Raw genomic sequence first — 26,527 nt, forward strand, 5'->3', positions numbered from 1 at the left:
CGTGCGAGGAGAATCTAGATGCTGAACGATCAGGATCGCATCTTCACCAACATCTACGGTCTGCGGGACAAGAGCCTGAAGGCCGCGATGAAGCGTGGCCATTTCGACGGCATCGCCGACATCATCGGCAAGGGCCGCGACTGGATCATCAACGAGATGAAGGCGTCGGGCCTGCGCGGGCGCGGCGGGGCCGGCTTCCCGACGGGCCTGAAATGGTCCTTCATGCCCAAGCAGTCCGATGGCCGCCCGCACTACCTCGTCATCAATGCCGACGAGTCCGAGCCCGGTACCTGCAAGGACCGGGAGATCATGCGGAACGACCCGTTCACGCTGATCGAGGGCTGCGTCATCGCCGGTTTCGCGATGGGCGCGAACACCTGCTACATCTATGTGCGCGGTGAATATATCCGCGAGCGCCAGGCGCTGCAGCGCGCCATCGACGAGTGCTACGAGGCCGGGCTTCTCGGACGCGACAACAAGTGCGGCTGGGACTACGACATCATCGTCCACCACGGTGCTGGCGCCTATATCTGCGGCGAAGAGACCGCGCTCCTGGAAAGCCTTGAGGGCAAGAAGGGCCAGCCGCGGCTGAAGCCGCCATTCCCGGCCAATGTCGGCCTCTATGGCTGCCCGACGACGGTCAATAACGTCGAGTCGATCGCCGTTGCGCCGACCATCCTGCGCCGTGGCGGCGGCTGGTTCGCCGGCCTTGGGCGTCCGAACAACACCGGCACCAAGCTGTACTGCATCTCCGGCCATGTCGAGCAGCCCTGCACGGTCGAGGAAGAGATGGGAATTCCCTTCCGCGAGCTGATCGAGAAGCATTGCGGCGGCGTCCGCGGCGGCTGGGACAATCTTCTGGCGGTCATCCCGGGCGGTTCCTCGGTTCCGCTCGTGCCGGCGGCCGACATCATCGATGCGCCGATGGACTTCGACGGCCTGCGCGAGATCAAGACCTCGCTCGGCACCGCCGCCGTGATCGTCATGGACAAGTCCACCGACATCGTGAAGGCCATCGCGCGCATCTCGTATTTCTACAAGCACGAGAGCTGCGGCCAGTGCACGCCGTGCCGCGAGGGCACGGGCTGGATGTGGCGGGTCATGGAGCGCATGGCGACCGGCAACGCCCAGAAGCGCGAGATCGACATGCTGCTCGACGTGACCAAGCAGGTCGAGGGCCACACCATCTGTGCGCTCGGCGATGCCGCCGCATGGCCGATCCAGGGTCTGGTGCGCCATTTCCGCGCCGAGATCGAGCGCCGCATCGACGACTACTCGCGCAATGCCGACACTGACCGCCGTCCGGTGCTCGAGGCAGCGGAATAAGCAGGACAAGTCTATGACCAAGCTCAAAGTCGACGGCAGGGAAGTCGAGGTTCCGGATCACTACACGCTGTTGCAGGCGTGCGAGGAGGCCGGCGCCGAGATTCCGCGTTTCTGTTTCCACGAGCGGCTGTCGATTGCCGGCAACTGCCGCATGTGCCTCGTCGAGGTGAAGGGCGGACCGCCCAAGCCGGCGGCGTCCTGCGCCATGGGGGTGCGCGACCTGCGCCCCGGGCCCGAAGGCCAGCTTCCGGAAGTCTTCACGACCACGCCGATGGTCAAGAAGGCCCGCGAAGGCGTGATGGAATTCCTGCTGATCAACCACCCGCTGGATTGTCCGATCTGCGACCAGGGCGGCGAGTGCGACCTGCAGGACCAGGCCATGGCCTATGGCGTCGACAGTTCGCGCTACCAGGAGAACAAGCGCGCCGTCGAGGACAAGTACATCGGCCCCCTGGTCAAGACGATCATGACGCGCTGCATCCACTGCACGCGCTGCGTCCGCTTCACGACGGAAGTGGCTGGAATCTCTGAGCTTGGCCTGGTTGGTCGTGGCGAAGACGCCGAGATCACCACCTTCCTCGAGCAGGCGATGACCTCCGAGCTGCAGGGCAACGTCATCGACCTTTGCCCGGTCGGCGCGCTGACCTCGCGGCCCTACGCCTTCCAGGCGCGCCCGTGGGAGCTGTCCAAGACCGAGACCATCGACGTCATGGACGCCGTCGGCTCGAACATCCGCGTCGACACGCGCGGCCGCGAAGTGATGCGCATTCTTCCGCGCATCAACGAGGAGATCAACGAGGAGTGGATCTCCGACAAGACCCGCTTCATCTGGGACGGCCTGCGCACCCAGCGCCTCGACAAGCCCTATGTCCGCGAGAACGGCCGCTTGCGGCCCGCCAGCTGGCAGGAAGCCTTCGCCGCGATCAAGACGAAGGTCGACGGTGCCGCCGCTGACCGCATCGGCGCCATCGCCGGCGATCTGGCCGCAGTGGAAGAGATGTGGGCGCTCAAGCGCCTGATGTCCGAGCTCGGTTCGACCAGCGTCGATTGCCGCCAGGACGGGGCGAAGCTCGATCCGGCGGACGGTCGCGCCTCCTACCTCTTCAACACCACCATTGCCGGCATCGAGGATGCCGATGCGCTGCTGATCGTCGGCTCCAATCCGCGCTTCGAGGCGTCGGTGCTGAATGCCCGCATCCGCAAGCGCTGGCGCATGGGCGGTTTCCCGATCGGCGTCGTCGGCGAGAATGTCGATCTGCGCTACGACTATACCTATCTGGGCGCCGGCGCCGAGACGCTGTCGAACCTCGAAGGCGCAAGCCAGGGCTTCTTCGACGCGCTGAAGAACGCCGAGCGTCCGATGATCATCGTCGGTCAGGGCGCGCTTGCCGGCGACAACGGCGCCGAGCTGCTGGCTTCGCTCGCCGCCCTGTCGCGCGAGATCGGTGCGGTCACCAATGGCTGGAACGGCTTCAACGTCCTGCACTCGGCAGCCTCGCGCGTCGGCGGCCTCGACATCGGCTTCGTGCCGGGGGAGGGCGGTCGCAACGTCGCCGAGATGACGAACGGGGCGGTCGACGTCCTGTTCAATCTCGGTGCCGACGAGGTAGAGATCGCGCCCGGCGCCTTCGTCGTCTATATCGGCACCCATGGCGACCGCGGCGCCCATCGCGCCGACGTCATCCTGCCGGGCGCCGCCTATACGGAGAAGTCCGGCACCTGGGTCAATGTCGAGGGCCGTGCCCAGACCGGCAGCCGCCCCGGCTTCCCGCCGGGCGATGCCCGCGAGGACTGGGCCATCATTCGCGCGCTGTCGGCGGTTCTCGGCCATACGCTCGGCTTCGATTCCCTCGGCGCATTGCGCAGCGAGATTTACCAGTCGCATCCCTGGATGCGGACCGACCGGGTCGAGCCGGCGGACGCGGCGGCCATCACCCGTCTGGCCGACCGTGCCGGAACGCTGAACGGTGGCAGCTTCGCCTCCAATATCGGCGACTTCTACCTGACGAACCCCATCGCCCGTGCGTCGAAGGTCATGGCCGAGTGCTCGCAGCTCGCCAAGGCCGAGCATCTGGAAGCAGCGGAATAAGGACGGCTGGCAGTGGCTGATTTCACCTCCCTCTATCTCTGGCCGGGCCTGATCATTCTCGGGCAGAGCCTCCTGTTCCTGGTCGTGCTGCTGGTGCTGGTGGCCTACATCCTTTTGGCCGACCGCAAGATCTGGGCGGCGGTGCAGATGCGCCGGGGCCCGAACGTCGTCGGTCCCTGGGGTCTGTTCCAGTCCTTTGCCGATCTTCTGAAGTTCGTCCTCAAGGAGCCGGTCGTGCCGGCCAGCTCCGACAAGATCGTCTTCCTGCTCGCGCCGCTGGTCGCGGTGACGCTGGCGCTGGCGACCTTCGCGGTGGTGCCCGTCGCCGACGGCTGGGTGATCGCCGACATCAATATCGGCATCCTCTACGTCTTCGCGATCTCCTCGCTCGAGGTCTATGGCGTGATCATGGGCGGCTGGGCGTCGAACTCGAAATACGCCTTCCTCGGCGCGCTCCGCTCGGCGGCGCAGATGGTCTCCTACGAGGTGTCCATCGGCTTCGTCATCGTCACCGTGCTGCTGTGCGTCGGCTCGCTGAACCTCACCGACATCGTCCTGGCCCAGCAGACCGGCCTCGGCACCATGATCGGCCTGCCCAACACCTTCCTCGACTGGCACTGGCTCGGGCTGTTCCCGATGTTCGTGATCTTCTTCATCTCGGCGCTGGCCGAGACGAACCGGCCACCCTTCGATCTGCCGGAGGCCGAATCCGAACTCGTCGCCGGCTTCATGGTCGAGTACGGCTCCACCCCGTACATGATGTTCATGCTCGGCGAGTATGCGGCCATCACCCTGATGTGCTGCCTGATGACCATCCTGTTCATGGGTGGCTGGCTGCCGCCGGCAAACTTCGCGCCCTTCACCTGGGTGCCGGGCGTCGTCTGGTTCCTCGCCAAGGTCGCACTGGCGTTCTTCATGTTCGCCATGGTCAAGGCCTTCGTGCCGCGCTACCGCTACGACCAGCTCATGCGTCTGGGCTGGAAGGTCTTCCTGCCGATCTCGCTGGGCATGGTGGTGCTGGTCGCCTTCGTGCTGCAGGTGATGGGCTGGGGCGCGGCGGCCGTATGATGGAGCCCGCGCTCATCGGTGCGCTGGCCGGACTGGTGCTGGGGATCGTCGATTTCATGATCCTCGGCTATGTCCGCAACCGCCGGGACCGTCCGCATGGCGGAGAGGGGGATCCCGCGGGTCTCGCCCTCAACGTCGCGCGCTATTCGCAGCTTGTTCTGTTTCCGGTCGTCGGCTGGTTCGCCGCGCCGATCATCGCCTCGAATCTGGGAGGCTAGAGCCTTATGAGTGCCATTGCACAGACCGTCCGGTCGCTGTTCCTCGTCGAATTCGTCAAGGCCATGGGCCTGTCGATGCGGTACTTCTTCGCGCCCAAGGCGACGGTGAACTACCCCTTCGAGAAGAACCCGCAGAGCCCGCGCTTCCGCGGCGAGCACGCGCTTCGCCGTTATCCCAACGGCCAGGAGCGCTGCATCGCCTGCAAGCTGTGCGAGGCGATCTGTCCGGCCCAGGCGATCACCATCGAGGCCGGCCCGCGCCGCAACGACGGCACCCGCCGCACGGTGCGCTACGACCTCGACATGGTGAAGTGCATCTATTGCGGATTCTGCCAGGAAGCCTGCCCGGTCGACGCCATCGTCGAGGGGCCGAATTTCGAGTTCTCCACGGAGACCCGCGAGGAACTCTACTACGACAAGCAGAAACTGCTCGATAACGGCGATCGCTGGGAGCGCGAGATCGCGCGCAACATTGCGCTCGACGCGCCTTACCGGTAATCGGGCGCAGAGTTTTCGGCGGCTGAGAATCGCCGGTTCCGCTGCTTCGTAAGAGCGCCGGACCGGTCTTCGACATGACGTTCAGGGCAGACACGCGGCACCTTCGGCCGCCGTGTCCGCCAGCAAAAGGAGCCCGAGGATGCTGGGCCTTCAGGCAGTCTTCTTCTATCTGTTTGCGCTGGTCGCCGTCGGCTCGGGCCTGATGGTCGTGCTGGCGCGCAACCCCGTGCACTCGGTGCTGTTCCTGATCCTCACCTTCGTGGCGGCGGCAGGTCTCTTCCTTCTGGCCGGCGCCGAGTTCCTCGCGCTGATCCTGATCGTCGTCTATGTCGGCGCCGTGGCGATCCTCTTCCTCTTCGTCGTCATGATGCTCGACATCGACTTCGGACGGGTGAAGCGGGACACGCTGAAATACGCCCCGATCGGCGTGATCATCGGCGTCGTCCTTCTGGCCGAACTGGTCATCGCCGCCACCGGAAATTACTACGACCCGCAGATGGCGCTGGCGACGTCCATGCCGATCCCGCCGCTTGAGGAAGTCTCCAACATCGAGGCGCTCGGCAGCGTCCTCTACACCCGCTACATCCTGTTCTTCCAGCTGGCCGGCCTGATCCTCTTCGTCGCCATGGTCGGAGCGATCGTCCTGACGCTGCGCCACAAGGAAGGCCTGAAGCGCCAGTCGATCCCGCAGCAGGTGGGGCGCACGCCCGCGACCGCGGTGGATATCCGCAAGGTCGAGAGCGGCAAGGGCATCTGAGAGCGAAAGGAACGGATACGATGGAAGTCGGTCTCGGACACTACCTTACCGTCGGGGCGATCCTGTTCGTCACGGGCGTCTTCGGCATCTTCATGAACCGGAAGAACATCATCACGATCCTCATGTCGGTCGAGCTGATCCTTCTGGCCGTGAACATCAATTTCGTGGCCTTCTCGGCCTTCCTGAACGACCTCGTCGGCCAGATCTTCGCGCTCTTCGTGCTGACGGTCGCGGCTGCCGAGGCGGCGATCGGCCTGGCCATCCTGGTGGTCTTCTTCCGCAATCGCGGCTCTATCGCCGTCGACGACGTCAACACGATGAAAGGCTGATCGGGCGTGTATCAGACCATCGTTCTCCTGCCGCTCGCCGGCTTCCTGATCGCCGGCCTGTTCGGCAATGCGATCGGCGCCAAGGCGTCCGAATATACGACTTCGGCCTTCCTGGTGGCTGCCGCGGTCCTGTCGTGGATCGCCTTCATCAGCTTCGGCTTCGGCGAGTCCGAGACCCTGCGCATCACGCTGTTCCAGTGGATGCAGTCGGGCGGTCTGGACGTTTCGTGGTCGCTGCGCATCGACCGGCTGACGCTGGTCATGCTGGTCGTCGTGAACACGGTCTCGTCGCTGGTCCACATCTATTCGATCGGCTACATGCACCACGATCCGCATCGGCCGCGCTTCTTCGCCTATCTGTCGCTGTTCACCTTCGCCATGCTGATGCTGGTGACGTCGAACAACCTCGTGCAGATGTTCTTCGGCTGGGAGGGCGTCGGCCTGGCGTCCTATCTGCTGATCGGTTTCTGGTACAAGAAGCCGTCGGCCAACGCCGCCGCCATGAAGGCCTTCATCGTCAACCGCGTCGGTGACTTCGGCTTTATTCTCGGCATCTTCGGCGTCTTCGTGCTGTTCGGCTCGGTCAATTTCGACACCATCTTTGCCGGTGCTGCCGATCTCGCCGGCCAGATGGGCGGCGAGGGCGCTGAGGCCGCTGCCGGTGCCGGTGCGCCGGTCCTGAACTTCGCCGGCTATGCGCTGCCCATGGCGGGCGCGCTGACCGCCGTCTGCCTGCTGCTGTTCCTCGGCGCGATGGGCAAGTCGGCCCAACTCGGCCTGCACACCTGGCTGCCGGACGCCATGGAAGGCCCGACCCCGGTCTCGGCGCTCATTCACGCCGCGACCATGGTCACCGCCGGCGTCTTCATGCTGGCCCGCATGTCGCCGATCTTCGAGCTCAGCCACACCGCGCTGACCGTCGTGACCTTCGTCGGCGCCACCACCGCGCTGTTCGCGGCGACGGTCGGCCTCGTCCAGAACGACATCAAGCGCGTCATTGCCTATTCGACCTGTTCGCAGCTCGGCTACATGTTCGTCGCGCTCGGCGTCGGCGCCTATGGCGTGGCGATCTTCCACCTGTTCACCCACGCCTTCTTCAAGGCGCTGCTGTTCCTGGGCGCCGGCTCGGTGATCCACTCGGTCTCGGACGAGCAGGACATGCGGCGCATGGGCGGGCTGCGCAAGCACATCCCCGTCACCTACTGGACCATGGTCATCGGCACGCTCGCCCTGACCGGTTTCCCGTTCACCGCCGGCTATTTCTCCAAGGACGCGGTCATCGAGGCGGCGTTCGTCGGGCACAATTCCTTCGCCATGTATGGCTGGGGCCTGACGGTGATCTCGGCGCTGCTGACCAGCTTCTATTCCTGGCGCCTGATCTTCCTCACCTTCCACGGCAAGCCGCGCGCGTCGGCCGACGTCATGCACCACGTGCATGAATCGCCGATGGTCATGCTGGTACCGCTGCTGATCCTGTCGGTGGGCGCGCTGTTCGCGGGCATCGTCTTCGAGGGCTTCTTCGTCGGTCACGAATATGCCGAGTTCTGGGGCGCCTCGCTGTTCACCGGCCCGGACAACCACGTCCTGCACGATCTGCACGAGGTGGCCTTCGGGATCGCGATCATCCCGACGGTGATGATGGCGCTGGGCTTTGCCATCGCCTGGGCCTTCTACATCCGCAACCCGGCGCTGCCGGGGCAGGTGGCTGCCCGCCATCGCGGCCTGTACCAGTTCTTCCTGAACAAGTGGTACTTCGACGAGCTGTACGACTTCCTCTTCGTCCGCCCGGCCAAGGCGATCGGCACCTTCCTGTGGAAGACCGGTGACGGCAGGGTGATCGACGGGCTCGGCCCGGACGGCATCTCCGCCCGCGTCGTGGACGTCACCAACCGCGTTGTCCGGCTGCAGACCGGTTACCTCTATCACTATGCCTTTGCGATGCTGATCGGCGTCGCGGCGCTGGTCACCTGGATGATGCTCGGGGGCGTGAACTGATGACCGAATGGCCGATCCTCTCGACCGTCACCTTCCTGCCGCTGGTCGGGGCTCTGCTCATCCTGTTCATCCGGGACGACAGCGAGCTCGCGCGCCGCAACATCCGTAATGTCGCGCTGCTGACGACGCTGTTCACCTTCGTCGTCTCGCTGTGGATCTGGATCGATTTCGACAACAGCGACGCCGGCTTCCAGATGGTCGAGCGCCTCGACTGGCTGGGCGGCGGCATCACCTATCACATGGGTGTCGACGGCATCTCCATGCTGTTCGTCATCCTGACGACCTTCCTCATGCCCTTCTGCATTCTCGCCAGCTTCGAGTCCGTGCAGACCCGCGTGAAGGAATACATGATCGCCTTCCTGGTGCTGGAAACGCTGGTCGTCGGCGTGTTCTGCGCCCTGGACATCGTGCTGTTCTACATCTTCTTCGAAGGTGGCCTGATCCCGATGTTCCTGATCATCGGCGTGTGGGGCGGCAAGCGGCGCATCTACGCCAGCTACAAGTTTTTCCTCTACACCTTCCTCGGCTCGGTGCTGATGCTCGTCGCCATCATGGCGATGTTCTGGACCGCGGGCACGAGCTCGATCCCCGAGCTTCTGGCCTACGATTTCCCGGCCTCGATGCAGACCTGGCTGTGGTTCGCCTTCTTCGCCAGCTTCGCGGTGAAGATGCCAATGTGGCCGGTGCACACCTGGCTGCCCGACGCCCATGTCGAGGCACCGACCGCCGGCTCCGTCATTCTGGCGGGCATCCTCCTGAAGCTCGGCGGCTATGGCTTCCTGCGCTTCTCGCTGCCGATGTTCCCGCTGGCCTCCGCCGAGTTCGCGCCGCTGGTCTTCACCCTGTCGGTCGTGGCGATCATCTACACCTCGCTGGTCGCGCTGATGCAGCAGGACATCAAGAAGCTGATCGCCTATTCCTCCGTCGCCCATATGGGCTTCGTGACCATGGGCATCTTCGCCGCCAACCAGCAGGGCGTCGAAGGCGCGATCTTCCAGATGCTGTCCCACGGCCTGGTGTCGGGCGCGCTGTTCCTGTGCGTCGGCGTCGTCTACGACCGCATGCACACCCGCGAGATCGCCGCCTATGGCGGTCTGGTGAACCGCATGCCGCATTACGCCACCGCGATGCTGATCTTCACCATGGCCAATGTCGGCCTGCCGGGCACGTCGGGCTTCGTCGGCGAGTTCCTGACCCTCATCGGCGTCTTCCAGGTCAACAGCTGGGTGGCGATCTTCGCCGCGACGGGCGTCATCCTGTCGGCAGCCTACGCGCTGTGGCTCTATCGCCGCGTCGTCTTCGGCGCGCTGGAGAAGGAGAGCCTGCGGTCGATCCTCGACCTGTCGGGCCGCGAGAAGATCCTGCTCTACCCGCTGATCGTGCTGGTCATCTTCTTCGGCGTCTATCCGATGCCGGTCTTCGACGTGACCGCCGCCTCCGTGGAATCCATGGTCAACCGCTACACCGCAGCCATCGAGGCGGCCTCCTCGGTCGCTCTGGCACAATAAGCTCGGGATCGCACGCCAATGTATTCGAACATGCTCGCATCGAGCCTTCCGATCATCGGTCCCGAGCTGATCCTTGCGGTCGGCTCGATGATCCTTCTGATGATCGGCGTCTTTCTGGGCGAGAAGAGCGCGCAGACGGTCACCGGCCTGTCGGTGGCGCTGATCATCATTGCCGGGCTGTGGATGGTGTTCGTCACGCCCTATGGCGTGGCTTTCGGCGGCTCCTTTGTCCTCGACCCGTTCGCCGGCTTCATGAAGGTGCTGGTGCTGATCGGTGCGGCCGCGGCCGTCATCATGTCGGTTGGCTACGCCGAGAGCGAGCGCTTCAACCGCTTTGAGTTCCCGGTTCTCGTGCTGCTGTCGACCACCGGCATGATGGTCATGGTCTCTTCCGGCGACATGATCGCGCTGTATCTGGGCCTCGAACTGCAGTCGCTGTCGATCTACGTCCTCGCCGCCATCAACCGTGACTCGGTCCGCTCGACCGAAGCCGGCCTGAAATACTTCGTCCTCGGCGCGCTGTCCTCGGGCATGCTGCTCTACGGCGCGTCGCTGGTCTACGGCTTCACGGGCCAGATCGAATACACCGCCATTGCTGAGGTGGTCGCCACCAGCGAGCGTTCGATCGGCATTGTCGTCGGCCTCGTCTTCGTCCTGTGCGGCCTGGCCTTCAAGATTTCCGCCGTGCCGTTCCACATGTGGACGCCGGACGTCTACGAGGGCGCTCCGACGCCGATCACGGCGTTCCTGGCCGGTGCGCCGAAGGTCGCCGCGATCGCCCTGATCACCCGCTTCACGGTGCAGGGCTTCGAGCCGCTGGCAGTCGACTGGCAGCAGGTCATCATCTTCATCTCGATCGCCTCGATGACGCTCGGTGCCTTCGCCGCCATCGGCCAGCGCAACATCAAGCGGCTGATGGCCTATTCCTCGATCGGCCATATGGGCTTCGCGCTGGTCGGCCTCGCCGCCGCCAATTTCTCCGGCGTGCGCGGCGTCCTCCTCTACATGGCGATCTATCTCGCCATGACTCTCGGCACCTTCGCCGTCATCCTCGCCATGCGCCGCAAGGACGGCGTGGTGGAGGAGATCGACGATCTCGCCGGCCTGTCGAAGACCAACCCGATCATGGCGCTGATGCTGACCATGCTGATGCTGTCGCTGGCGGGCCTGCCGCCGCTGGCCGGCTTCTTCGCCAAGTACTTCGTCTTCATGGCTGCGGTTCAGGCCGGGCTCTACGGCCTTGCGGTGATCGGCGTTCTCGCCAGCGTCGTCGGCCTGTTCTACTACCTGCGCATCGTCAAGGTGATGTGGTTCGACGACCAGCCGTCCAGCGAGTTCGTGCCCATGGCCACCGAGCTGCGGGTGGTGCTGGGCGCGGCCGCGCTGTTCATCTTCCCGGTCTATCTCCTTGTCGGCGGCCCGATCTTCGCGGCGGCGGAGGCGGCGGCCCGGACCTTCTTCTGACGGTGGCCCTCGGCGCCTCGGCAGGCCGGCGACGGCTGACACTGGGCGAGGTCTCGTCGACCAACACCGTCGCGCTCGAGGCTGCGCGCGCCGGTGATCCCGGCCCCCTGTGGGTGACGGCGGAACGGCAGTCGGCCGGACGCGGCCGTCGCGGTCGCAACTGGGTGTCGGAACGCGGCAATCTTTATGCGAGCTGGCTGCTGATCGACCCGGCGCCGCTGACGCAATTGTCAAACCTGCCGCTGGTGGCGTCGCTCGGTGTCCGCAACGGTCTGGCGCGGCTCGTTGCCGAGAGCGATACCGTCGCGGTCAAATGGCCGAACGACGTTCTCATCAAGGGTCGCAAGACGGTCGGCATCCTCTTGGAGAGCGAACGTCTGCCGGATGGGCGCATGGCGGTGGTCGTCGGCTGCGGCATCAACGTCGCCCATGTGCCCGACGACACGCCCTATCCGGTGACCAGCCTTGCGCTGGAAGGCGCAACGCACGATCTGGAGGCAGTGTTCGGCGCCGTGGCGGCCGAGATGGAGCGGGTGCTGGCGATCTTCGCCGGCGGACGCGGTTTCTCGGCGATACGCAACGAATGGCTGGCCCATGCCGTTGGCGTCGGTCAGCCCTGCCGGGTCAATCTTGCCGACGCGGTCCTGACGGGACGGTTCGAGGCCCTCGACGAACACGGCCTCCTGTTGCTGCGGGACGCGGCCGGACGCGTGACCGCGGTTTCGGCTGGCGATCTGTTTTTTCTGGAGCGGGACGAGCGCGTGGCGCCGTCCGGCTCCGGCGCTGCGTGAAGCGGCGCACCCGACGACGAATGTGAACTGAAGAACGAAACGATGCCGCCCCGCCAATGCGCGGGTGGCCCACCCAGGAAAGAAGTCTGAACTTGAACCAATTGTTGTTCGTGCCGCTCGGCGGCATCGGTGAGATCGGTATGAATCTCGCCCTCTACGGCTATGGCCCGGAACATGCGCGCGAATGGATCGCCGTCGATGTCGGCATCTCCTTCGCGGGCGCCGATTTCCCCGGCGTCGATCTCGTCTTCCCGGACATCCGCTTCATCGAGGAACTGGGCGACAAGCTGAAGGGCATTGTCATCACCCATGCCCATGAGGACCATTACGGCGCCTTGCTCGACCTTTGGCCGAAGATGAAGGTCCCGGTCTATGCCACTGCGTTTACTGCGGCCATGCTCGCGGCCAAGCGCGAGGGCGAGCCCGGCGCGCCCAAGATCCCGGTGACGCAGTTCTCGGCGGGCGACCGCTTCAAGGTCGGCCCCTTCGAGATCGAGGCGATCAACGTCACCCACTCGATCCCCGAGCCGGTCGCGCTGGCGATCCGCAGCCCGGCAGGCACCGTCCTGCACACCGGCGACTGGAAGATCGACCCGACCCCGGCGCTGGGCGCGCCGACGGACGAGAAGCGTCTGCGCGAGATCGGCGACGAAGGCGTCCTCGCCATGATCTGCGATTCGACCAATGCGCTGCGCGAAGGCGTTAGCCCGAGCGAGAGCGAGGTCTCGGCCTCGTTGGGTGAGATCATCCGCGGGGCCAAGGGGCGCGTCGCCGTCACCACCTTCTCGTCGAATGTCGGCCGCATCCGCTCGATCGCTGCCGCGGCGCGCGACGCCGGACGCCAGGTGCTGCTGATGGGCCGCTCCATGCGGCGCGTCGTCGATGTGTCGACCGAGCTCGGCTACATGGACGGCATCCCGCCGTTCCTCGGCGAGCAGGATTTCGGCTACATCCCGCCGGAGAAGGCTGTCATCATCCTGACCGGCAGCCAGGGCGAGACCCGTGCGGCGCTGGCGCGGCTGTCGCGCGACGAGCACCCGACCGTGGCGCTGTCACAGGGCGATCTCGTCATCTTCTCGTCGCGGGCGATCCCCGGCAACGAGAAGCTGATCATCGACATCAAGAACGCGCTCATCGAGCGCGGCGTGCAGATCCTCGAGGACGGGGAGAAGCTGGTTCACGTGTCGGGCCATCCGCGTCGCAGCGAGATGCGCCAGATGTATGAATGGGTTCGTCCGACGATCGCCGTGCCGGCCCATGGCGAGGCCGCGCATCTGAGCGCCCATGCCAAGCTGGCGCGCGAACTCGGCGTCAAGCAGGTCGTGCCGGCCCGCAACGGCAAGATGGTGCAGCTGTCGCCGGGCGCCGCGAGCGTCATCGCCGACGTTCCGGTCGGGCGCCTGTTCAAGGACGGACGCCTGATTGGCACCGCCGAGGCGATGGGCGTCAACGAGCGTCGCCGCCTGTCCTTCGTCGGCCATGTGTCGGTGCTGGTCGAGTTGGACGCCAAGCTGGAACTGCGCGAAGATCCGGATGTCGTGGCGCTCGGCCTGCCCGAGGACGACGCGGCGGGCGACGAGATGGAAGAGATCCTGATCGACGCGGCCGCCGGCGCGGTGGAGAGCATTCCGCTGAAGCGCCGCAAGGATCTCGACAAGGTCAGCGAAGCGGTGCGGCGTGCCGTGCGCGGTGCGGCCTTCGAGGCCTGGGGCAAGAAGCCCATCGCGACCGTCTTCGTGACGCGGTCCTGATCGAACGGGGGAGGCGCCGGTGCTCGGCAGGTTGAACCATGTGGCCCTGGCGGTGCCGGCGCTTGCCGACGCCGTCGCGCGCTATCGCGACATGCTGGGCGCCACAGTATCCGAGCCACAGGCGCTACCCGAGCACGGCGTCACCGTCGTCTTCGTCGAGCTCGACAACACCAAGATCGAGCTCCTCGAACCGCTGGGCGAAGGCTCGCCGATCGCCGCCTTTCTGGCCAAGAACCCGAAGGGCGGCATGCACCATGTCTGCTACGAGGTGACTGACATCGTCGCCGCCCGCGACCGGCTGGTGGCGGCGGGCGCACGGGTGCTCGGCGACGGCGAACCGAAGATCGGCGCCCATGGCCGCCCGGTGGTGTTCATCCATCCGGGCGACATGTTCGGGACGCTGACCGAACTCGAGGAGGTATAGGATGGGCTGGGTCTCGGGACTGGCGATCTATTTCATCATCTGGTGGACGTCGCTCTTCGTCATCCTGCCGCTCGGCCAGCGCAGCCAGGCCGATGCCGACGACATCACCCTCGGCACGACACACAGCGCGCCGGCCCAGCACCGCATGGGCTGGAAGCTGCTGCAGACGACGATTCTCGCCTGCGTCGTCTTCGCCGCCTTCTACGTGGTCACCCAGGTCTATGGCCTGAGCCCGGACGACTTCCCGAAAATGATCCCCGGCACCTAACAGGCGCCGGCCGGACCACCCGGCCTCACGGCCGGACGCCGACCGCCGCCGCCGTGCCCGGCAGGCTTCGCTTCCGTGCGGTCAATCGCCGATTCGGATGGCGATCTTGCCGATATCGGATTTGGTCAGGAACGCCTCCTGCGCCGCCCTGAGATTGCGCAAGGCAAACGTCTCGGCGATGACCGGGCGGATCTCGCCCGCCGCGATATAGCCGATGAGATCCGTGAAGATCTCCGGCGGCTGATAGGTGCTACCGAACAGGGTCAGATCGCGCAGATAGAGTGTCCGCAGATCAAGCTCGACGATCGGGCCCGCAATGGCACCGGACGTTACGTAGCGCCCCCCATCGCACAGGGTTTCCAGAAGCTGCGGCCAGCGCGGGCCGCCGACCAGGTCGAGAACGACGTCGAACGCGCGGTCCGGCAGATCGGCATCGCGGGCAAGAATCGCGTCGGCGCCAAGGTCGACAAGCGCATCGGCCTTTGCCGGGCTGGTCATCGCCGTCACATGCGCACCCCGGCGTTTGGCGAGCTGGATTGCCGCCGATCCAACGCCGCCGGACGCACCGGTGATCAGCACACGTTCGATGCCGAGGCTGGAGCGCTGGATCATGCCCTCCGCGGTCGAGAAGGCGCAGGGGAACGACGCAAGCTCGAGGTCGGAAAGCGGCGATTCCACGCGGATCGCATCGCCGGCAGTCACGGTCAGATACTCCGCGAAGGCGCCGTCGCTTTCCGAGCCGAGCGTCACAATCGAATCTTTGGAGCCCAAGGGTCCGCGCGACTGTATGGTGCGCACCATGACGCGTTCGCCGATCCGCGCCGCGTCGACCCCTTCGCCGACCGAGACGATCTCGCCGCAGCAATCGGCACCCTGGATACGGGGAAAGGACAGGCTGCCCGACCACCCGCCATCGGCCTCTGAAGCGGCCCCGTAGCCGCCGGATGCGCCCGATGCCGTGTCGCCGCGCACGCTCTTCGAATACCATCCGGTGCGGGTGTTGATGTCGGTATTGTTCACCGCCGAGGCGCCGACCCGGATCAGGACCTCGTCGCGCGCCGGCGAGGGAACCGGGACATCCTCACGCCATTCCAGCCGGTCGAGACCGCCATGGCCGGTCAGCACCATCGCGTGCATCGTCGCGGGTATCGGCATCATTGTCTCTCCTGGCTGGGTAGAATGGTTGCTCTACTTGCACAGGTAGAGGGACCATTCTACATCGTCAAGCATGACCGATACGATGAAAAGGATTGCAGGCGGGCTGGAGCGGGCATTTGCGGCAAACGGCTTCGCCGAACCGAGCGTCGAGGATCTGCGCGATGCTGCGGGGGTCAGCCTGCGCACGCTCTACAAGTATGCGCCGTCGCGGGAAGCCATGGTGCTGGCGGCTCTCGACCATCGTCACGAGCGCTATATGGCGCTGGTCTTCAACGACCTGCCGGAGAGCGGCGAGGGGGCCCTGGCCACGGTCATCGATCGAGTCGCCCAGTGGATGGATCGCGAGGCGAGCCATGGCTGCCTGTTCCATGCGGCGGTGGCCGCCGCGCCGCATGACGATAAGCTGCGCGCTCTGCTCGCTCATCACAAGCGGGAAGTGGCGAGAGAAGCAGTCGCGGTTGCGGATCTCACCGGTCGCGAGGTCGACGTCACGCTCATCCTGGATGGTCTGATGCAGAGCTGGCCGCTGCACGGTGATGCTGCCGTCGCCAGCGCGAAGCGACTGGCCGGGACGCTCGTTCCGGCGGGCTGAGGGGTAGGCGGGTATCGCGACCTGACGTGCCGGCGAATATGCGACGACAAATCGGACATGCGGTCGCAAGGCAAAAAAAATGCAAGGCTTTCGCCTTGCATCCAAAATCGCGTGTCTGGATTTCGCTCCGATGACGTTGATCGGGGCTGCGGCAACTGCCGCGCCGGAAATCGCGTCCTCCCAAGACTAGACCGCAGAAATCGCACCTGCCGGCGCCTTTTGTTATGGTCGCGAGCGTATCCAGCCGAATTCGCAATGTCACGCGTTTTTCCGGTGTCGTGTCATTATTCTGCCACGCCGGCCCCGGCGCGGTCCGCAGGCGCAAATTGGCGCGGAGCTTGCTAACGCGCGCGCCGCCGACTTTCCAATCGCCCGGGGAGCGGTTAAGACGCGCAAAAGCGCCTCTGCGCCAGTCGAACCCCGCATTCATCGGACGTCCCATGCGCCTGTCGCGATATTTTCTGCCCATTCTCAAAGAGACCCCGAAGGAAGCGGAGATCGTTTCCCATCGGCTGATGCTGCGTGCCGGCATGATCCGCCAGCAGGCGGCCGGGCTCTATTCCTTCCTGCCGCTCGGCAAGCGGGTGCTCGACAAGGTCTGCGCGATCATCCGCGAGGAGCAGAACCGCTCCGGCGCCATCGAGCTCCTGATGCCGACCATCCAGTCGGCCGATCTGTGGCGCGAGAGCGGACGCTACGAGGATTACGGCAAGGAGATGCTGCGCATCGAGGACCGCCACGGTCGCGACCTGCTCTACGGTCCGACCAACGAGGAGATGATCACCGACATCTTCCGGTCCTATGTGCGCACCTACAAGGACCTGCCGCTCAACCTCTACCATCTGCAGTGGAAGTTCCGCGACGAGGTCCGGCCGCGCTTCGGCGTCATGCGCTCGCGCGAGTTCCTGATGAAGGACGCCTATTCCTTCGATCTCGACTACGACAACTCCAAGATCGCCTATGACCGGATGTTCGTCGCCTATCTGCGGACCTTCGAGCGCTGCGGCCTGAAGGCCATTCCCATGCGCGCCGACACCGGTCCGATCGGCGGCGAGCTCAGCCACGAATTCATCGTCCTCGCCTCGACCGGGGAGAGCGAGGTCTTCTGCCATCGCGACTATCTCGACCTGGCCGTGCCGGGCGAGGGCGTCGATTTCGACGATGCCGCGGGCCTCGCCGAGATCGTCAAGGCGTGGACCACGCCCTATGCGGCGACCGACGAGATGCACGAGACCGCGACCTGGGATCAGCTTGCGGAGGACGACAAGGTCGCCGCCCGCGGCATCGAGGTCGGCCACATCTTCCATTTCGGGACGAAATATTCCGAGCCGATGAAGGCGGTCGTCACCGGCCCCGACGGCAAGGACGTGCCGGTGCACATGGGCTCCTACGGCATCGGCCCGAGCCGGCTTCTGGCCGCGATCATCGAGGCGTCCCACGACGAGAACGGCATCATCTGGCCGAAATCCGTCGCGCCCTTCGATGTCGGCCTGATCAACATGAAGCCGGGCGACGCCGATTGCGACGCGGCCTGCGAGGATCTGTATCGCCAGATGCAGGCGGCGGGCATCGACGTTCTCTACGACGACCAGGACACCCGCGCCGGCGCCAAGTTCGCCTCCATGGACCTGATCGGCCTGCCCATGCAGGTCATCGTCGGGCCGCGCGGCGCCAAGGCCGGTGAGGCCGAGATCAAGCTGCGCGCCACCGGCGAGCGGGAATCGCTGCCGCTGTCGTCGGTCCTCGCCCGGGTGCAGGCATGAGCGAAGCCAGCGCGGCCGCCGCACCGCCGGCCGGGGCCCGCCATTCGACGCGGCCCTTCGCCCGCTTCGAATGGATGCTCGCCGGCCGTTATCTGCGCTCGCGTCGCCGCGATGCCGGCGTGTCGGTCATCGCCGGTTTCTCCTTTCTCGGCATCATGCTGGGCGTCGCCGCGCTGATCATCGTCATGTCGGTGATGAACGGCTTTCGCGGCGAGCTGCTGACCCGCATTCTCGGCGTCAACGGCCATGTCGTCATGTACCCGATCGACCGGCCGCTCGATGATTTCTCAGATGTGACCGCCGCCGTCGAAACCGTGCCGGGCGTCGCCTTCGCGATGCCGCTGGTGCAGGGGCAGGTCCTGGCCTCGGGCCTGGCCAGCAGCAGCACAGGCGCGCTGGTCAAGGGCGTGCGCGGCGAGGACCTCGCCGATCTGAAGCCGGTCTCCGAGAACATCAAGCAGGGCACGCTCGACGGCTTCAGCGAGGGCGGCGGGCTCGCCATCGGCAGCCGGCTGGCGGAAGCGCTGGGCCTGCGGCTCGGCGACAACATCACCCTGGTCTCGCCCGACGGCGACGTGACGCCGCTCGGCACGACGCCACGGGTCAAGGCCTATCCGGTGGCGGCGATCTTCGAGATCGGCCTGTCGGAATACGACGCGTCCTACGTCTACATGCCGCTCGCCGAAGCGCAGCTCTTCTTCAACCACGAGGGGCTGGCCCAGTCGGTGGAGATCTTCGTCGACGATCCCGACCGGGTGCAGGATCTGCAGCGCACGATCGAGACCGCGGCCGGACGCCCGAACTACACGGTGACCTGGCAGACCCAGAACCAGTCCTTCTTCTCGGCGCTGGAAGTCGAGCGCAACGTCATGTTCATCATCCTGACGCTGATCGTGCTGGTCGCCGCCCTCAACATCATCTCCGGCCTGTTCATGCTGGTGAAGGACAAGGGCCGCGACATCGCCATCCTGCGCACCATGGGCGCGACCCGGGGCGCGGTGATGCGCGTCTTCCTGATCACCGGTGCGTCGATCGGCTTCGCCGGCACGCTTGCCGGCCTGATCCTGGGCGTCGTCTTCTGCCTCAATATCGAGAACATCCGACAGTTCTTCTCCTGGCTGTCGGGCACGATCCTGTTCAATCCGGAATTCTATTTCCTCAGCCAGTTGCCGGCCGAGATCGATTCCGGCGAGGTCGTGCTGGTCGTCCTCATGGCCATCGGCCTGTCTTTCCTCGCGACGATCCTGCCGTCCTGGCAGGCCTCGCGACTCGATCCGGTCGAGGCGCTGCGGTACGAATGATGACAGAGACTTACGCACTTCAGCTCACCGGGGTCGGACGGCATTTCGACCAGGGCGAGGACCGTCTGACGATCCTCGACGACGCGGCCGTCGGCGTCGCCGCCGGCGAGATGGTGGCGCTCGTCGCCCCGTCGGGGGCCGGCAAGTCGACGCTGCTTCACATTGCCGGCCTGCTGGAACGGCCGGATACCGGCGAGGTCCTTGTCGGCGGCCAGCCCTGCGGCAAGCTGGGCGACGACCGGCGCACCGAGATGCGGCGCCGGGCGATCGGCTTCGTCTACCAGTTCCATCACCTGCTGCCGGAGTTCTCGGCCCTTGAGAACGTCATGATGCCGCAGATGATCCTCGGACAGTCGCGGTCTGCGGCTGCCGAGCGGGCGCGGGAGCTGCTCGAATACATGCGGATCGGCAAGCGCGCGGCGCATCGACCGGCCGAGCTGTCGGGCGGCGAGCAGCAGCGCGTCGCCATCGCGCGGGCCGTGGCCAACGCGCCGCATGTCCTTCTGGCCGACGAGCCGACCGGCAATCTCGACCCCACCACGTCGGGCTATGTCTTCGACGCGCTCACGGCGCTGGTGCGCCAGTCGGGCGTCGCGGCGCTGATCGCCACCCACAATCACGAGCTGGCAGCCCGTATGGACCGGGCGATCACGCTCGAAAACGGCAAGATCGTCCCGCTTCGGCTCGGCTGACACACCGTCCACCGCGTCCAGCCCCGGTGCGCGCGATTCCGCGTGCGCCGGATCGGCGCCCGCCCTAACCTGTGCCCCGTTGATCCGGCAAAGGGCGGAGAAGGGGCATGGTCGTGAACGGCATTCATCATGTGACGGCGATTGCGGGACACGCGGCCCGCAATCTCGACTTCTACACCCGCACGCTCGGGCTCCGGCTGGTCAAGAAGACCGTCAATTTCGACGACCCGGGCACCTATCACCTTTATTACGGCGACGAGACGGGGCAGCCGGGCACGATCCTGACGTTCTTTCCTTGGTACCATGCGGCACCGGGCCGGCTCGGTGTCGGCGAGACCCAGGAGGTCGTCTTCTGCGTGCCGGAAGGCGCGATCGGCTTCTGGAGCCATCGGCTGATCGAGAAGGGCGTGCCGCACGATTCGCTGGTCAAGCGCTTCGGCGAGACGGTCCTGGCCTTCCGCGATCCCGATGGCCTGCGCCTCGCCTTTGTCGCCCGGGCCGGCGATGACCTGCTGCCCGGCCGCGCGTCCCCCGACATTCCGGCCGAACACGCGATCCGCGGCTTTCACAGTGTCAGCCTGCTCCTGGAAGAGGCCGAGGCGACCGCGGCGATCCTCACCGACATCCTTGGTTTCCGCGAGGTGGGCCGCGAGGAATCGTTCATTCGCTTCGTCTGCGACGCGAATTTCGGCCGGATCATCGATCTGCGGGCTGTCGGTGGCTTTCTGAAGCCGCGTGTCGGCGCCGGATCGGTCCATCACGTCGCCTTCCGCGCGGCCGATGATGCGCAGCAGGCCGAGATGGTGCGCAAGCTGGCCGACAACCACGGTATCGCCGCCACCGAGCAGAAGGACCGCAACTATTTCCGTTCGGTCTATTTCCGCGAGCCGGGGCATGTCCTCTTCGAGATCGCCACCGACACGCCGGGATTTGCGGTGGACGAAGCGCCGGAAGACCTCGGTCAGGCACTGCGCTTGCCGCCGTTTCTTGAATCAAGACGTGAAGAGATCGAGGGGCGACTGCCGGACCTCGGCTGACGACCGACATTGGTCGTTCGCTGTTTTCCCAGCGTCTTACGGTTCAAAGTGCGCTGCAACATAGTGGCGCAAGCGCAGGGAATGATTCCGGTTTCTCCGTGAACATGTCGCGGGGAGATGATCCGCGCGGGCGGCTTTGCCGGCAACGGTCGACGCCTTGGCCGTCCGAATGCGAGGCCTGAAGGCAGCCGCTGACGATCCGGCACGGCAGGAGGTGTCGTTTCGGCGTCGGAATGCTATGGAGCGGCCATTCCCCGGTTCGTGCATCTGCATGCAGGAACCCGTCAGACATCAAGCGGGCAGTTATTCCATGATTCTCGGCTGTATCGGCGACGACTTCACAGGCTCCTCCGACCTTGCCAACACGCTGGCCAAGGGCGGCATGCGCACGGTCCAGTACAGCGGTGTCCCGACGGGCGATGCCGCGCCGGACGTGGAAGCTGGTGTGGTCGCGCTCAAGTCGCGCACGATCCCGGTCGCCGAGGCCGTCAGCCAGTCGCTCGCCGCACTGGAATGGCTGCGCAGCCAGGGCTGCCGGCAGTTCTTCTTCAAATATTGCTCGACCTTCGATTCGACCGACGAAGGCAATATCGGTCCGGTCGGCGAAGCGATCGCCAGGGAACTGGGCGCCGGTGCGGTCATCGTGTGCCCGGCATTTCCGGCGACCGGCCGCACGGTCTATCAGGGCCATCTCTTCGTGAACGACCGGCTGCTGTCGGAATCGGGCATGGAGAATCATCCGCTGACGCCGATGCGCGACGCCGATCTGCGCCGGGTGCTGGCGCGTCAGACCGATGCGCCGGTGTCGCACGTGCCCTACGGCGTCATCGCAAAGGGCGAGGCGGCGATCGCCGACGCGCTTCGCCAGGCCGGCGTCGACGGTCTCTGCTTCGTCATCACCGACGCCGTGCTCGACGCCGATCTCCACGCCACCGGACATGCGGCGCGCGACCTGCCGCTGATCACCGGCGGCTCTGGCATCGCCCTCGGCCTACCGGAGAATTTCCGCGCACAGGGGCTGATCGGCTCCTCGAGCTTTATCTGGACCGGCGTCGTCGGCCGCGCGGCGGCACTCGCCGGCTCGGTCTCGACCGCCACCCGCCGCCAGGTCGGTGTCCACCGCGATGCAGGTCACCCGACCTTCGAGCTGGGTGCCGATGCCGTGATGGCAGGCGAGGTGACGGCCGCCTCGCTCACCGAATGGGTTCTCAAGCAGTCCGGCGTGCCGCTGATCTATTCCTCGGCCGACCCGGAGACGGTCGCCGCGGCCCAGCAGCGCCATGGCAAGGAAGCGGTCGCCACGGCGATCGAACGGCTGTTTGCTGCCACCGCCGCGGCGCTGGTCGAGGCCGGCATCACCCGGCTGGTCTCCGCCGGCGGCGAGACTTCCGGCGCGGTCGTCACCGGGCTCGACGTCCAGTCGCTGGAGATCGGCCCGGAGATCGATCCGGGCGTTCCCGCGGTGCGCGTCGAAGGCCGCGAACTGGCGCTGGCGCTGAAGTCCGGCAATTTCGGCGCCGACGATTTCTTCGCCAAGGCGGCTTCCCGTCTGGGAGGCGAGGCATGAGCGAGGAGGCCCGGCTCCGCGAGGACATCTGCCGCTTCGCAAAGTCGATGTTCGACCGCGGCCTGACCTGTGGCTCCAGCGGCAACATCTCTGCGCGGCTCGCCGACGGCACGATCCTGGTCACCCCGACCAATGCCTCCTTCGGCTTTCTCGACCCGGCCCGGATCTCCCGCCTGGACGAGGAGTTCCGGCACCTGTCCGGCGACAAGCCGACCAAGGAAATCCCGCTCCACAGCGCCTTCTACGAGACCCGGCGTGCGACGACCGGGGCGGTGGTGCATCTCCACAGCACCCATTCGGTGGCGCTGTCGATCCTGCCCGACACCGACCCCGACGACGTCCTGCCGCCGCTGACCGCCTATTCGGTGATGAAGCTCGGCCGGGTGAAGCTGCTGCCGTATTTCATGCCGGGCGATCCGGCGATGGGCGAGGCGGTGCGCGGCCTTGCCGGCAAGCGTTCCGCGGTGCTCCTCGCCAACCATGGCCCGGTCGTTGCCGGAACCGAGCTGGCGGCCACGGTCTTCGCCATGGAAGAGCTGGAGGAGACCGCGCGCCTGGCGATCCTGACCCGCGGTCTCGATCCGCGTGGCCTGACGCCGGAGCAGCGGGCCTTCCTCGAAGAAAAGCACGCGAACTGAATTTCAGCCGAGCAGACAACTTATAGTGCTTTAATGACGCCGATCGTTGCGGATGCAACATTAGGGCATGAGCAACGAACGTCTCGAGACCAAGACCACGGACGATACGGCCCCGGCGGCCGAGAAACGGCGCAAATCGATCGGCCACAGGCCGGACGTCGATCTCGCTTTGTCTGCCGGTTTCACGGAGGACGAGGTCCGGTTCATGCTGGATCTGCCCGAGGATGGCGAAGCGCGATAGCGCGGGCTGGAACCCTCTCGCACGCGCGGCATTGCCTGACACCAAGGCTAAGCAGCCGAACGAACGTGAAAGGTCCGACCATGGCTCTGCTCAAACTCGCCAGCACCGACGGGATCATCGAACTCAGTGACGGAACCCGCTGGCGCATCGTGCCGGGCCAGGGCGATGTCTCCGGCCGGTGGCTGGAAGGCGCCGACATCAATGTCTCGCCCCATCCGGAACGCGGCGAGGGTCATGCGCATCTGAACAACATCAGCGCGGGCGAGGGCGTCGACGTCACCCCCGAGGCCTGACCCATCGCCTTCGGCAGATGACAGAACGGCCGCATCCCGGGATGCGGCCATTTCTTTGTCCGGGTGGGCACGCTGGTGCCTTTGCCGCTCAGCGCAGATCCTGCGGCAGGGATGCTTTCAGTTCGGCGATCCAGGCATCCGCCGTTCCGTCGGAGGGCGCCCGCCAGTCGCCGCGCGGCGACAGGCTGCCGCCGGCCGAAACCTTCGGCCCGTTCGGCATGGCCGACCGCTTGAACTGCGACGTCTGGAAGAAGCGGAACAGGAAGCTCTCCAGCCATTTAGCGATCGTCGCAAGGTCGTACTGGTTGCGCGCTTCTTCGGGAAACTCGATCGGCCAGAGGCCCGCATCGGCCTGCTTCCAGGCATGCCAGGCAAGGAACGCGGTCTTTGACGGAGCCCGCCCGTAGCGCATGGTGTGGAACAGGAAGAAATCGTGCAGCTCGTAGGGGCCGATCTTGTCCTGCGTGCTCTGCATGCCGCCCTCGGCATCCGCCGGCACCAGCTCGGGCGAGATCTCGGTGTCGAGGATCGCGGTCAGGAGCTTGCCGGTCTCGGCATCGAACTGCTCGGTGCGCACGACCCAGCGGATCAGATACTGGATCAGCGTCTTCGGCACGCCCGGATTGACCGAATAGTGGCTCATCTGGTCGCCGACGCCATAGGTGCACCAGCCGAGCGCCAGCTCGGAGAGATCGCCGGTGCCGATGACGAAGCCGCTGCGCTGGTTGGCGAGGCGGAAGAGATAGTCGGTGCGCAGGCCCGCCTGCACGTTTTCGAAGGTCACGTCATAGACTGGCTCGCCGCCCGCGAAGGGATGCCCCATGTCGCCGAGCATCTGCCGCGCGGCGGGACGGATGTCGATCTCCTCGCAGCCCGTGCCAAGCGCCTTCATCAGCGCGAGCGCGTTCGCCTTGGTCGCGTCGCCGGTGGCAAAGCCCGGCATGGTGAAGCCGAGAATGGTCGAGCGCGGCAGGCCCATCTGGTCGCAGGCCTTGGCCGCCACGATCAGCGCATGGGTGGAATCCAGGCCGCCGGACACGCCGATGACCATGTGATCGCCGGGCGTTGCCTCGAAGCGCCGGCGCAGGCCTTCGACCTGGATGTTGAAGGCCTCGTAGCAATCCTGGTGCAGACGCTCCGGATTGTTCGGCACATAGGGGAAGCGCCGGACCGGGCGACGCAGGCCCAGATCCTCGAAGGCCGGCTCATGGGCGAAGCGCACCGTTCGGAACGCCGTCTCCGGATGGCCGCGGAGTGCCGCCGCGTCGTTGAAGGTGGGGGTGCGCAGCCGCTCCTGGCCGATGCGCCCGACATCGACGTCGGCGACGATCAGCTGTCCGGCATCGGCGAAGCGCTCGGACTCGGCGAGGAGGTCGCCCAGTTCGTAGATCGAGCCCTGGCCGTCCCAGGCGAGATCGGTGGTGCTCTCGCCGCGTCCGGCGGCCGAATAGACATAGGCGGCGATGCAGCGCATCGACTGCGATGCCGAGAGAAGATGCCGGTCGGCGGACTTGCCGACGACGATGTTGGAGGCCGAGAGATTGCAGAGGATGCGGGCGCCGGCCAGCGCCCCGTCCGTCGAGGGCGGCGTCGGCGCCCAGTAATCCTCGCAGATCTCCGTGTGGAAGACGAAGCCGGGAAGGTCCGAGGCTTCGAAAAGGAGGTCGATGCCGAACGGCGCCTCCTGGCCCGCGACGGTAATGTCGAGGCCGGTCATGCCGGCGCCCGAGGCGAACCAGCGCTTTTCGTAATATTCCCGGTAATTGGGCAGGAAGAGCTTCGGCACGACGCCCAGAATGCGGCCCCGGGCAATGGCGACGGCGCAATTGTAGAGCCGACCGTTGCGCCGCAGCGGCGCGCCGACGAGCAATATGCTGCGCAACTCGCGGCTGCGCTCGCAGACGGTGGCGATGGCGGCTTCGACGCCGTCGAGCAGGGCATCCTGCAGATGCAGGTCGTCGATCGCATAGGCGGACAGGCCGAGCTCCGGGAACACCAGGAGATCGACGCCCTCCTTGTCCGCGTCTTGCGCCGAGCGGATCGTCGCCGCCGCATTGCGCGCCGGATCGGCGATGAAGACGCCGGGCGTCGCGACACCGACGCGGACGAAGCCGTGCCGGTGCAGCGCATAGAAGGAACGGTCTCGAAGGCTTTGCAAACTCAATCCATCATCTCCTCGAGCATATCCAGTGCCGTTCGTAGGCAAGCAATGCGGGTCGGTCCACGGCCGATATCGCCAAAATGCTCTTCGCGGTGCCGCGTCTCGCGCCCGCGTCGGGCACAGGCGAAATGTACGAGCCCCGGTTCGTCATCCTCGCCGGCCGGGCCGGCAAAGCCCGTGGTGGAAACAGTGATGTCGGCGAGGGACTTGTCCAGTGCCCCCTCGGCCATGGCCAGAGCGACCGGGCGGCAGACGGCGTTGTTCTCCTCAAGAAGCTGGCGCGGCAGGCCCAGCATCCGGATCTTGGCCTCGTCGGTATAGGTCACGAAGCCGCTGTCGAAGGCCCGCGAGCAGCCCTCCACGTCGGTGAACACCGAGGCCAAGAGGCCGCCGGTGCAGCTTTCGGCGGTCGCGATCGTCAGGGATCGGTCGCATGCGCGCTGCAGAAGGGTCTTCACCCGCTCTTCCAGATCGTCGGGCAGGGTCGTCGACAGGACTTCGCTCACGGTTCGGTTCCTTGTTAAGGGCGTCATCACCGCCGGATGGCGGACTGGGAACATGAACGTGCCGTCTCACGCGTTCGTTCGCCGATGCTGAA

General features: G+C 65.8%; 26 protein-coding genes. 23 read left to right on the top strand and 3 right to left on the bottom strand.

All coding sequences use genetic code 11. From position 1 onward, the window contains the following. The first annotated feature begins 18 nt into the window (after positions 1-18). The 14 genes from nuoF (at position 19) to H9Q09_RS00370 (ending at position 14,486) form a co-directional block, all read left to right on the top strand. Entirely contained in the window at positions 19-1,326 is a 1,308-nt protein-coding gene (gene nuoF / locus H9Q09_RS00305; RefSeq protein ID WP_024351151.1) for an NADH-quinone oxidoreductase subunit NuoF, read from the top strand. A gap of 13 nt (positions 1,327-1,339) precedes the next feature. Continuing rightward, positions 1,340-3,415: an NADH-quinone oxidoreductase subunit NuoG gene (gene nuoG, locus H9Q09_RS00310; RefSeq protein ID WP_187389429.1), complete on the top strand. Its 2,076-nt coding sequence runs from the start codon at positions 1,340-1,342 to the stop codon at positions 3,413-3,415. A 12-nt stretch (positions 3,416-3,427) separates the two neighbouring features. Beyond that, positions 3,428-4,483: an NADH-quinone oxidoreductase subunit NuoH gene (nuoH, locus tag H9Q09_RS00315; RefSeq protein ID WP_024351153.1), complete on the top strand. Its 1,056-nt coding sequence runs from the start codon at positions 3,428-3,430 to the stop codon at positions 4,481-4,483. Further along, on the top strand, positions 4,480-4,701 hold the full coding sequence (locus tag H9Q09_RS00320) for a hypothetical protein (protein WP_148233810.1): 222 nt from the start codon (positions 4,480-4,482) through the stop codon (positions 4,699-4,701). Before nuoH ends, H9Q09_RS00320 begins: the two co-directional genes overlap by 4 nt. 6 nt (positions 4,702-4,707) lie before the next feature. Further along, positions 4,708-5,199 (top strand): NADH-quinone oxidoreductase subunit NuoI, encoded by a 492-nt coding sequence (gene nuoI, locus H9Q09_RS00325; RefSeq protein WP_009209800.1) that lies wholly within the window; start codon positions 4,708-4,710, stop codon positions 5,197-5,199. Between the two features lie 142 nt (positions 5,200-5,341). Continuing rightward, entirely contained in the window at positions 5,342-5,956 is a 615-nt protein-coding gene (locus H9Q09_RS00330; RefSeq protein WP_187389771.1) for an NADH-quinone oxidoreductase subunit J, read from the top strand. A 20-nt stretch (positions 5,957-5,976) separates the two neighbouring features. After that, entirely contained in the window at positions 5,977-6,285 is a 309-nt protein-coding gene (gene nuoK, locus H9Q09_RS00335) for an NADH-quinone oxidoreductase subunit NuoK (RefSeq protein WP_009209798.1), read from the top strand. Positions 6,286-6,291: 6 nt separating this feature from the next. After that, positions 6,292-8,280, top strand: a complete 1,989-nt coding sequence (nuoL, locus tag H9Q09_RS00340) for an NADH-quinone oxidoreductase subunit L (RefSeq protein WP_024351157.1) — start codon at positions 6,292-6,294, stop codon at positions 8,278-8,280. Then, positions 8,280-9,788, top strand: coding sequence for an NADH-quinone oxidoreductase subunit M (locus H9Q09_RS00345; RefSeq protein ID WP_187389430.1), 1,509 nt, complete (start codon positions 8,280-8,282; stop codon positions 9,786-9,788). Before nuoL ends, H9Q09_RS00345 begins: the two co-directional genes overlap by 1 nt. Before the next feature lie 18 nt (positions 9,789-9,806). Beyond that, the gene (gene nuoN / locus H9Q09_RS00350) at positions 9,807-11,252 is read left to right on the top strand and encodes an NADH-quinone oxidoreductase subunit NuoN (RefSeq protein WP_187389431.1); all 1,446 of its coding nucleotides are present in this window, start codon (positions 9,807-9,809) and stop codon (positions 11,250-11,252) included. 2 nt (positions 11,253-11,254) lie between these two features. Beyond that, positions 11,255-12,043 (top strand): biotin--[acetyl-CoA-carboxylase] ligase, encoded by a 789-nt coding sequence (locus H9Q09_RS00355; protein ID WP_187389432.1) that lies wholly within the window; start codon positions 11,255-11,257, stop codon positions 12,041-12,043. Between the two features lie 56 nt (positions 12,044-12,099). After that, positions 12,100-13,794, top strand: a complete 1,695-nt coding sequence (locus H9Q09_RS00360) for a ribonuclease J (protein WP_187389433.1) — start codon at positions 12,100-12,102, stop codon at positions 13,792-13,794. 19 nt (positions 13,795-13,813) lie between these two features. Then, entirely contained in the window at positions 13,814-14,218 is a 405-nt protein-coding gene (mce, locus tag H9Q09_RS00365; protein ID WP_187389434.1) for a methylmalonyl-CoA epimerase, read from the top strand. Position 14,219: 1 nt separating this feature from the next. Next, on the top strand, positions 14,220-14,486 hold the full coding sequence (locus tag H9Q09_RS00370; protein WP_024351163.1) for a DUF1467 family protein: 267 nt from the start codon (positions 14,220-14,222) through the stop codon (positions 14,484-14,486). A gap of 81 nt (positions 14,487-14,567) precedes the next feature. Here the strand turns inward: H9Q09_RS00370 and H9Q09_RS00375 are convergent, their stop codons facing one another. Next, entirely contained in the window at positions 14,568-15,644 is a 1,077-nt protein-coding gene (locus H9Q09_RS00375) for an alcohol dehydrogenase family protein (RefSeq protein ID WP_348646261.1), read from the bottom strand. A gap of 70 nt (positions 15,645-15,714) precedes the next feature. On the opposite strand from H9Q09_RS00375, the gene H9Q09_RS00380 reads away from it, so the two are divergent. From H9Q09_RS00380 to H9Q09_RS00420, 9 genes are all read left to right on the top strand, one after another. Further along, positions 15,715-16,236 carry a TetR/AcrR family transcriptional regulator gene (locus H9Q09_RS00380; protein ID WP_187389435.1) on the top strand — a complete coding sequence of 174 codons (522 nt, stop codon included), beginning with the start codon at positions 15,715-15,717 and terminating at the stop codon, positions 16,234-16,236. A 440-nt stretch (positions 16,237-16,676) separates the two neighbouring features. Then, positions 16,677-17,999, top strand: a complete 1,323-nt coding sequence (proS, locus tag H9Q09_RS00385) for a proline--tRNA ligase (protein WP_187389436.1) — start codon at positions 16,677-16,679, stop codon at positions 17,997-17,999. Then, positions 17,996-19,300, top strand: coding sequence for a lipoprotein-releasing ABC transporter permease subunit (locus H9Q09_RS00390; protein WP_187389437.1), 1,305 nt, complete (start codon positions 17,996-17,998; stop codon positions 19,298-19,300). The genes proS and H9Q09_RS00390 overlap by 4 nt, the downstream gene beginning before the upstream one ends. Continuing rightward, positions 19,300-19,992: an ABC transporter ATP-binding protein gene (locus H9Q09_RS00395; protein ID WP_187389773.1), complete on the top strand. Its 693-nt coding sequence runs from the start codon at positions 19,300-19,302 to the stop codon at positions 19,990-19,992. The genes H9Q09_RS00390 and H9Q09_RS00395 overlap by 1 nt, the downstream gene beginning before the upstream one ends. 107 nt (positions 19,993-20,099) lie before the next feature. Beyond that, positions 20,100-21,029, top strand: a complete 930-nt coding sequence (locus tag H9Q09_RS00400; protein ID WP_187389438.1) for a ring-cleaving dioxygenase — start codon at positions 20,100-20,102, stop codon at positions 21,027-21,029. A 310-nt stretch (positions 21,030-21,339) separates the two neighbouring features. Then, complete coding sequence (otnK, locus tag H9Q09_RS00405) at positions 21,340-22,596, top strand: 3-oxo-tetronate kinase (protein WP_187389439.1); 1,257 nt, start codon at positions 21,340-21,342, stop codon at positions 22,594-22,596. Then, positions 22,593-23,234, top strand: coding sequence for a 3-oxo-tetronate 4-phosphate decarboxylase (gene otnC, locus H9Q09_RS00410; protein ID WP_187389440.1), 642 nt, complete (start codon positions 22,593-22,595; stop codon positions 23,232-23,234). The genes otnK and otnC overlap by 4 nt, the downstream gene beginning before the upstream one ends. A 67-nt stretch (positions 23,235-23,301) precedes the next feature. After that, positions 23,302-23,475, top strand: a complete 174-nt coding sequence (locus H9Q09_RS00415; protein WP_187389441.1) for a hypothetical protein — start codon at positions 23,302-23,304, stop codon at positions 23,473-23,475. Positions 23,476-23,555: 80 nt separating this feature from the next. Next, positions 23,556-23,768, top strand: a complete 213-nt coding sequence (locus H9Q09_RS00420; protein WP_024351172.1) for a hypothetical protein — start codon at positions 23,556-23,558, stop codon at positions 23,766-23,768. 88 nt (positions 23,769-23,856) lie between these two features. On the opposite strand, the gene H9Q09_RS00425 is transcribed toward H9Q09_RS00420, so the two are convergent. Both H9Q09_RS00425 and H9Q09_RS00430 read right to left on the bottom strand, forming a co-directional pair. Further along, complete coding sequence (locus tag H9Q09_RS00425) at positions 23,857-25,932, bottom strand: NAD(+) synthase (RefSeq protein WP_187389442.1); 2,076 nt, start codon at positions 25,930-25,932, stop codon at positions 23,857-23,859. After that, complete coding sequence (locus tag H9Q09_RS00430) at positions 25,929-26,435, bottom strand: CinA family protein (protein ID WP_024351174.1); 507 nt, start codon at positions 26,433-26,435, stop codon at positions 25,929-25,931. The genes H9Q09_RS00425 and H9Q09_RS00430 overlap by 4 nt, the downstream gene beginning before the upstream one ends. Between the last annotated feature and the right edge of the window lie 92 nt (positions 26,436-26,527).

The sequence above is a fragment of the Aurantimonas sp. DM33-3 genome (assembly GCF_014334315.1).
GTDB lineage: Bacteria > Pseudomonadota > Alphaproteobacteria > Rhizobiales > Rhizobiaceae > Aurantimonas > Aurantimonas coralicida.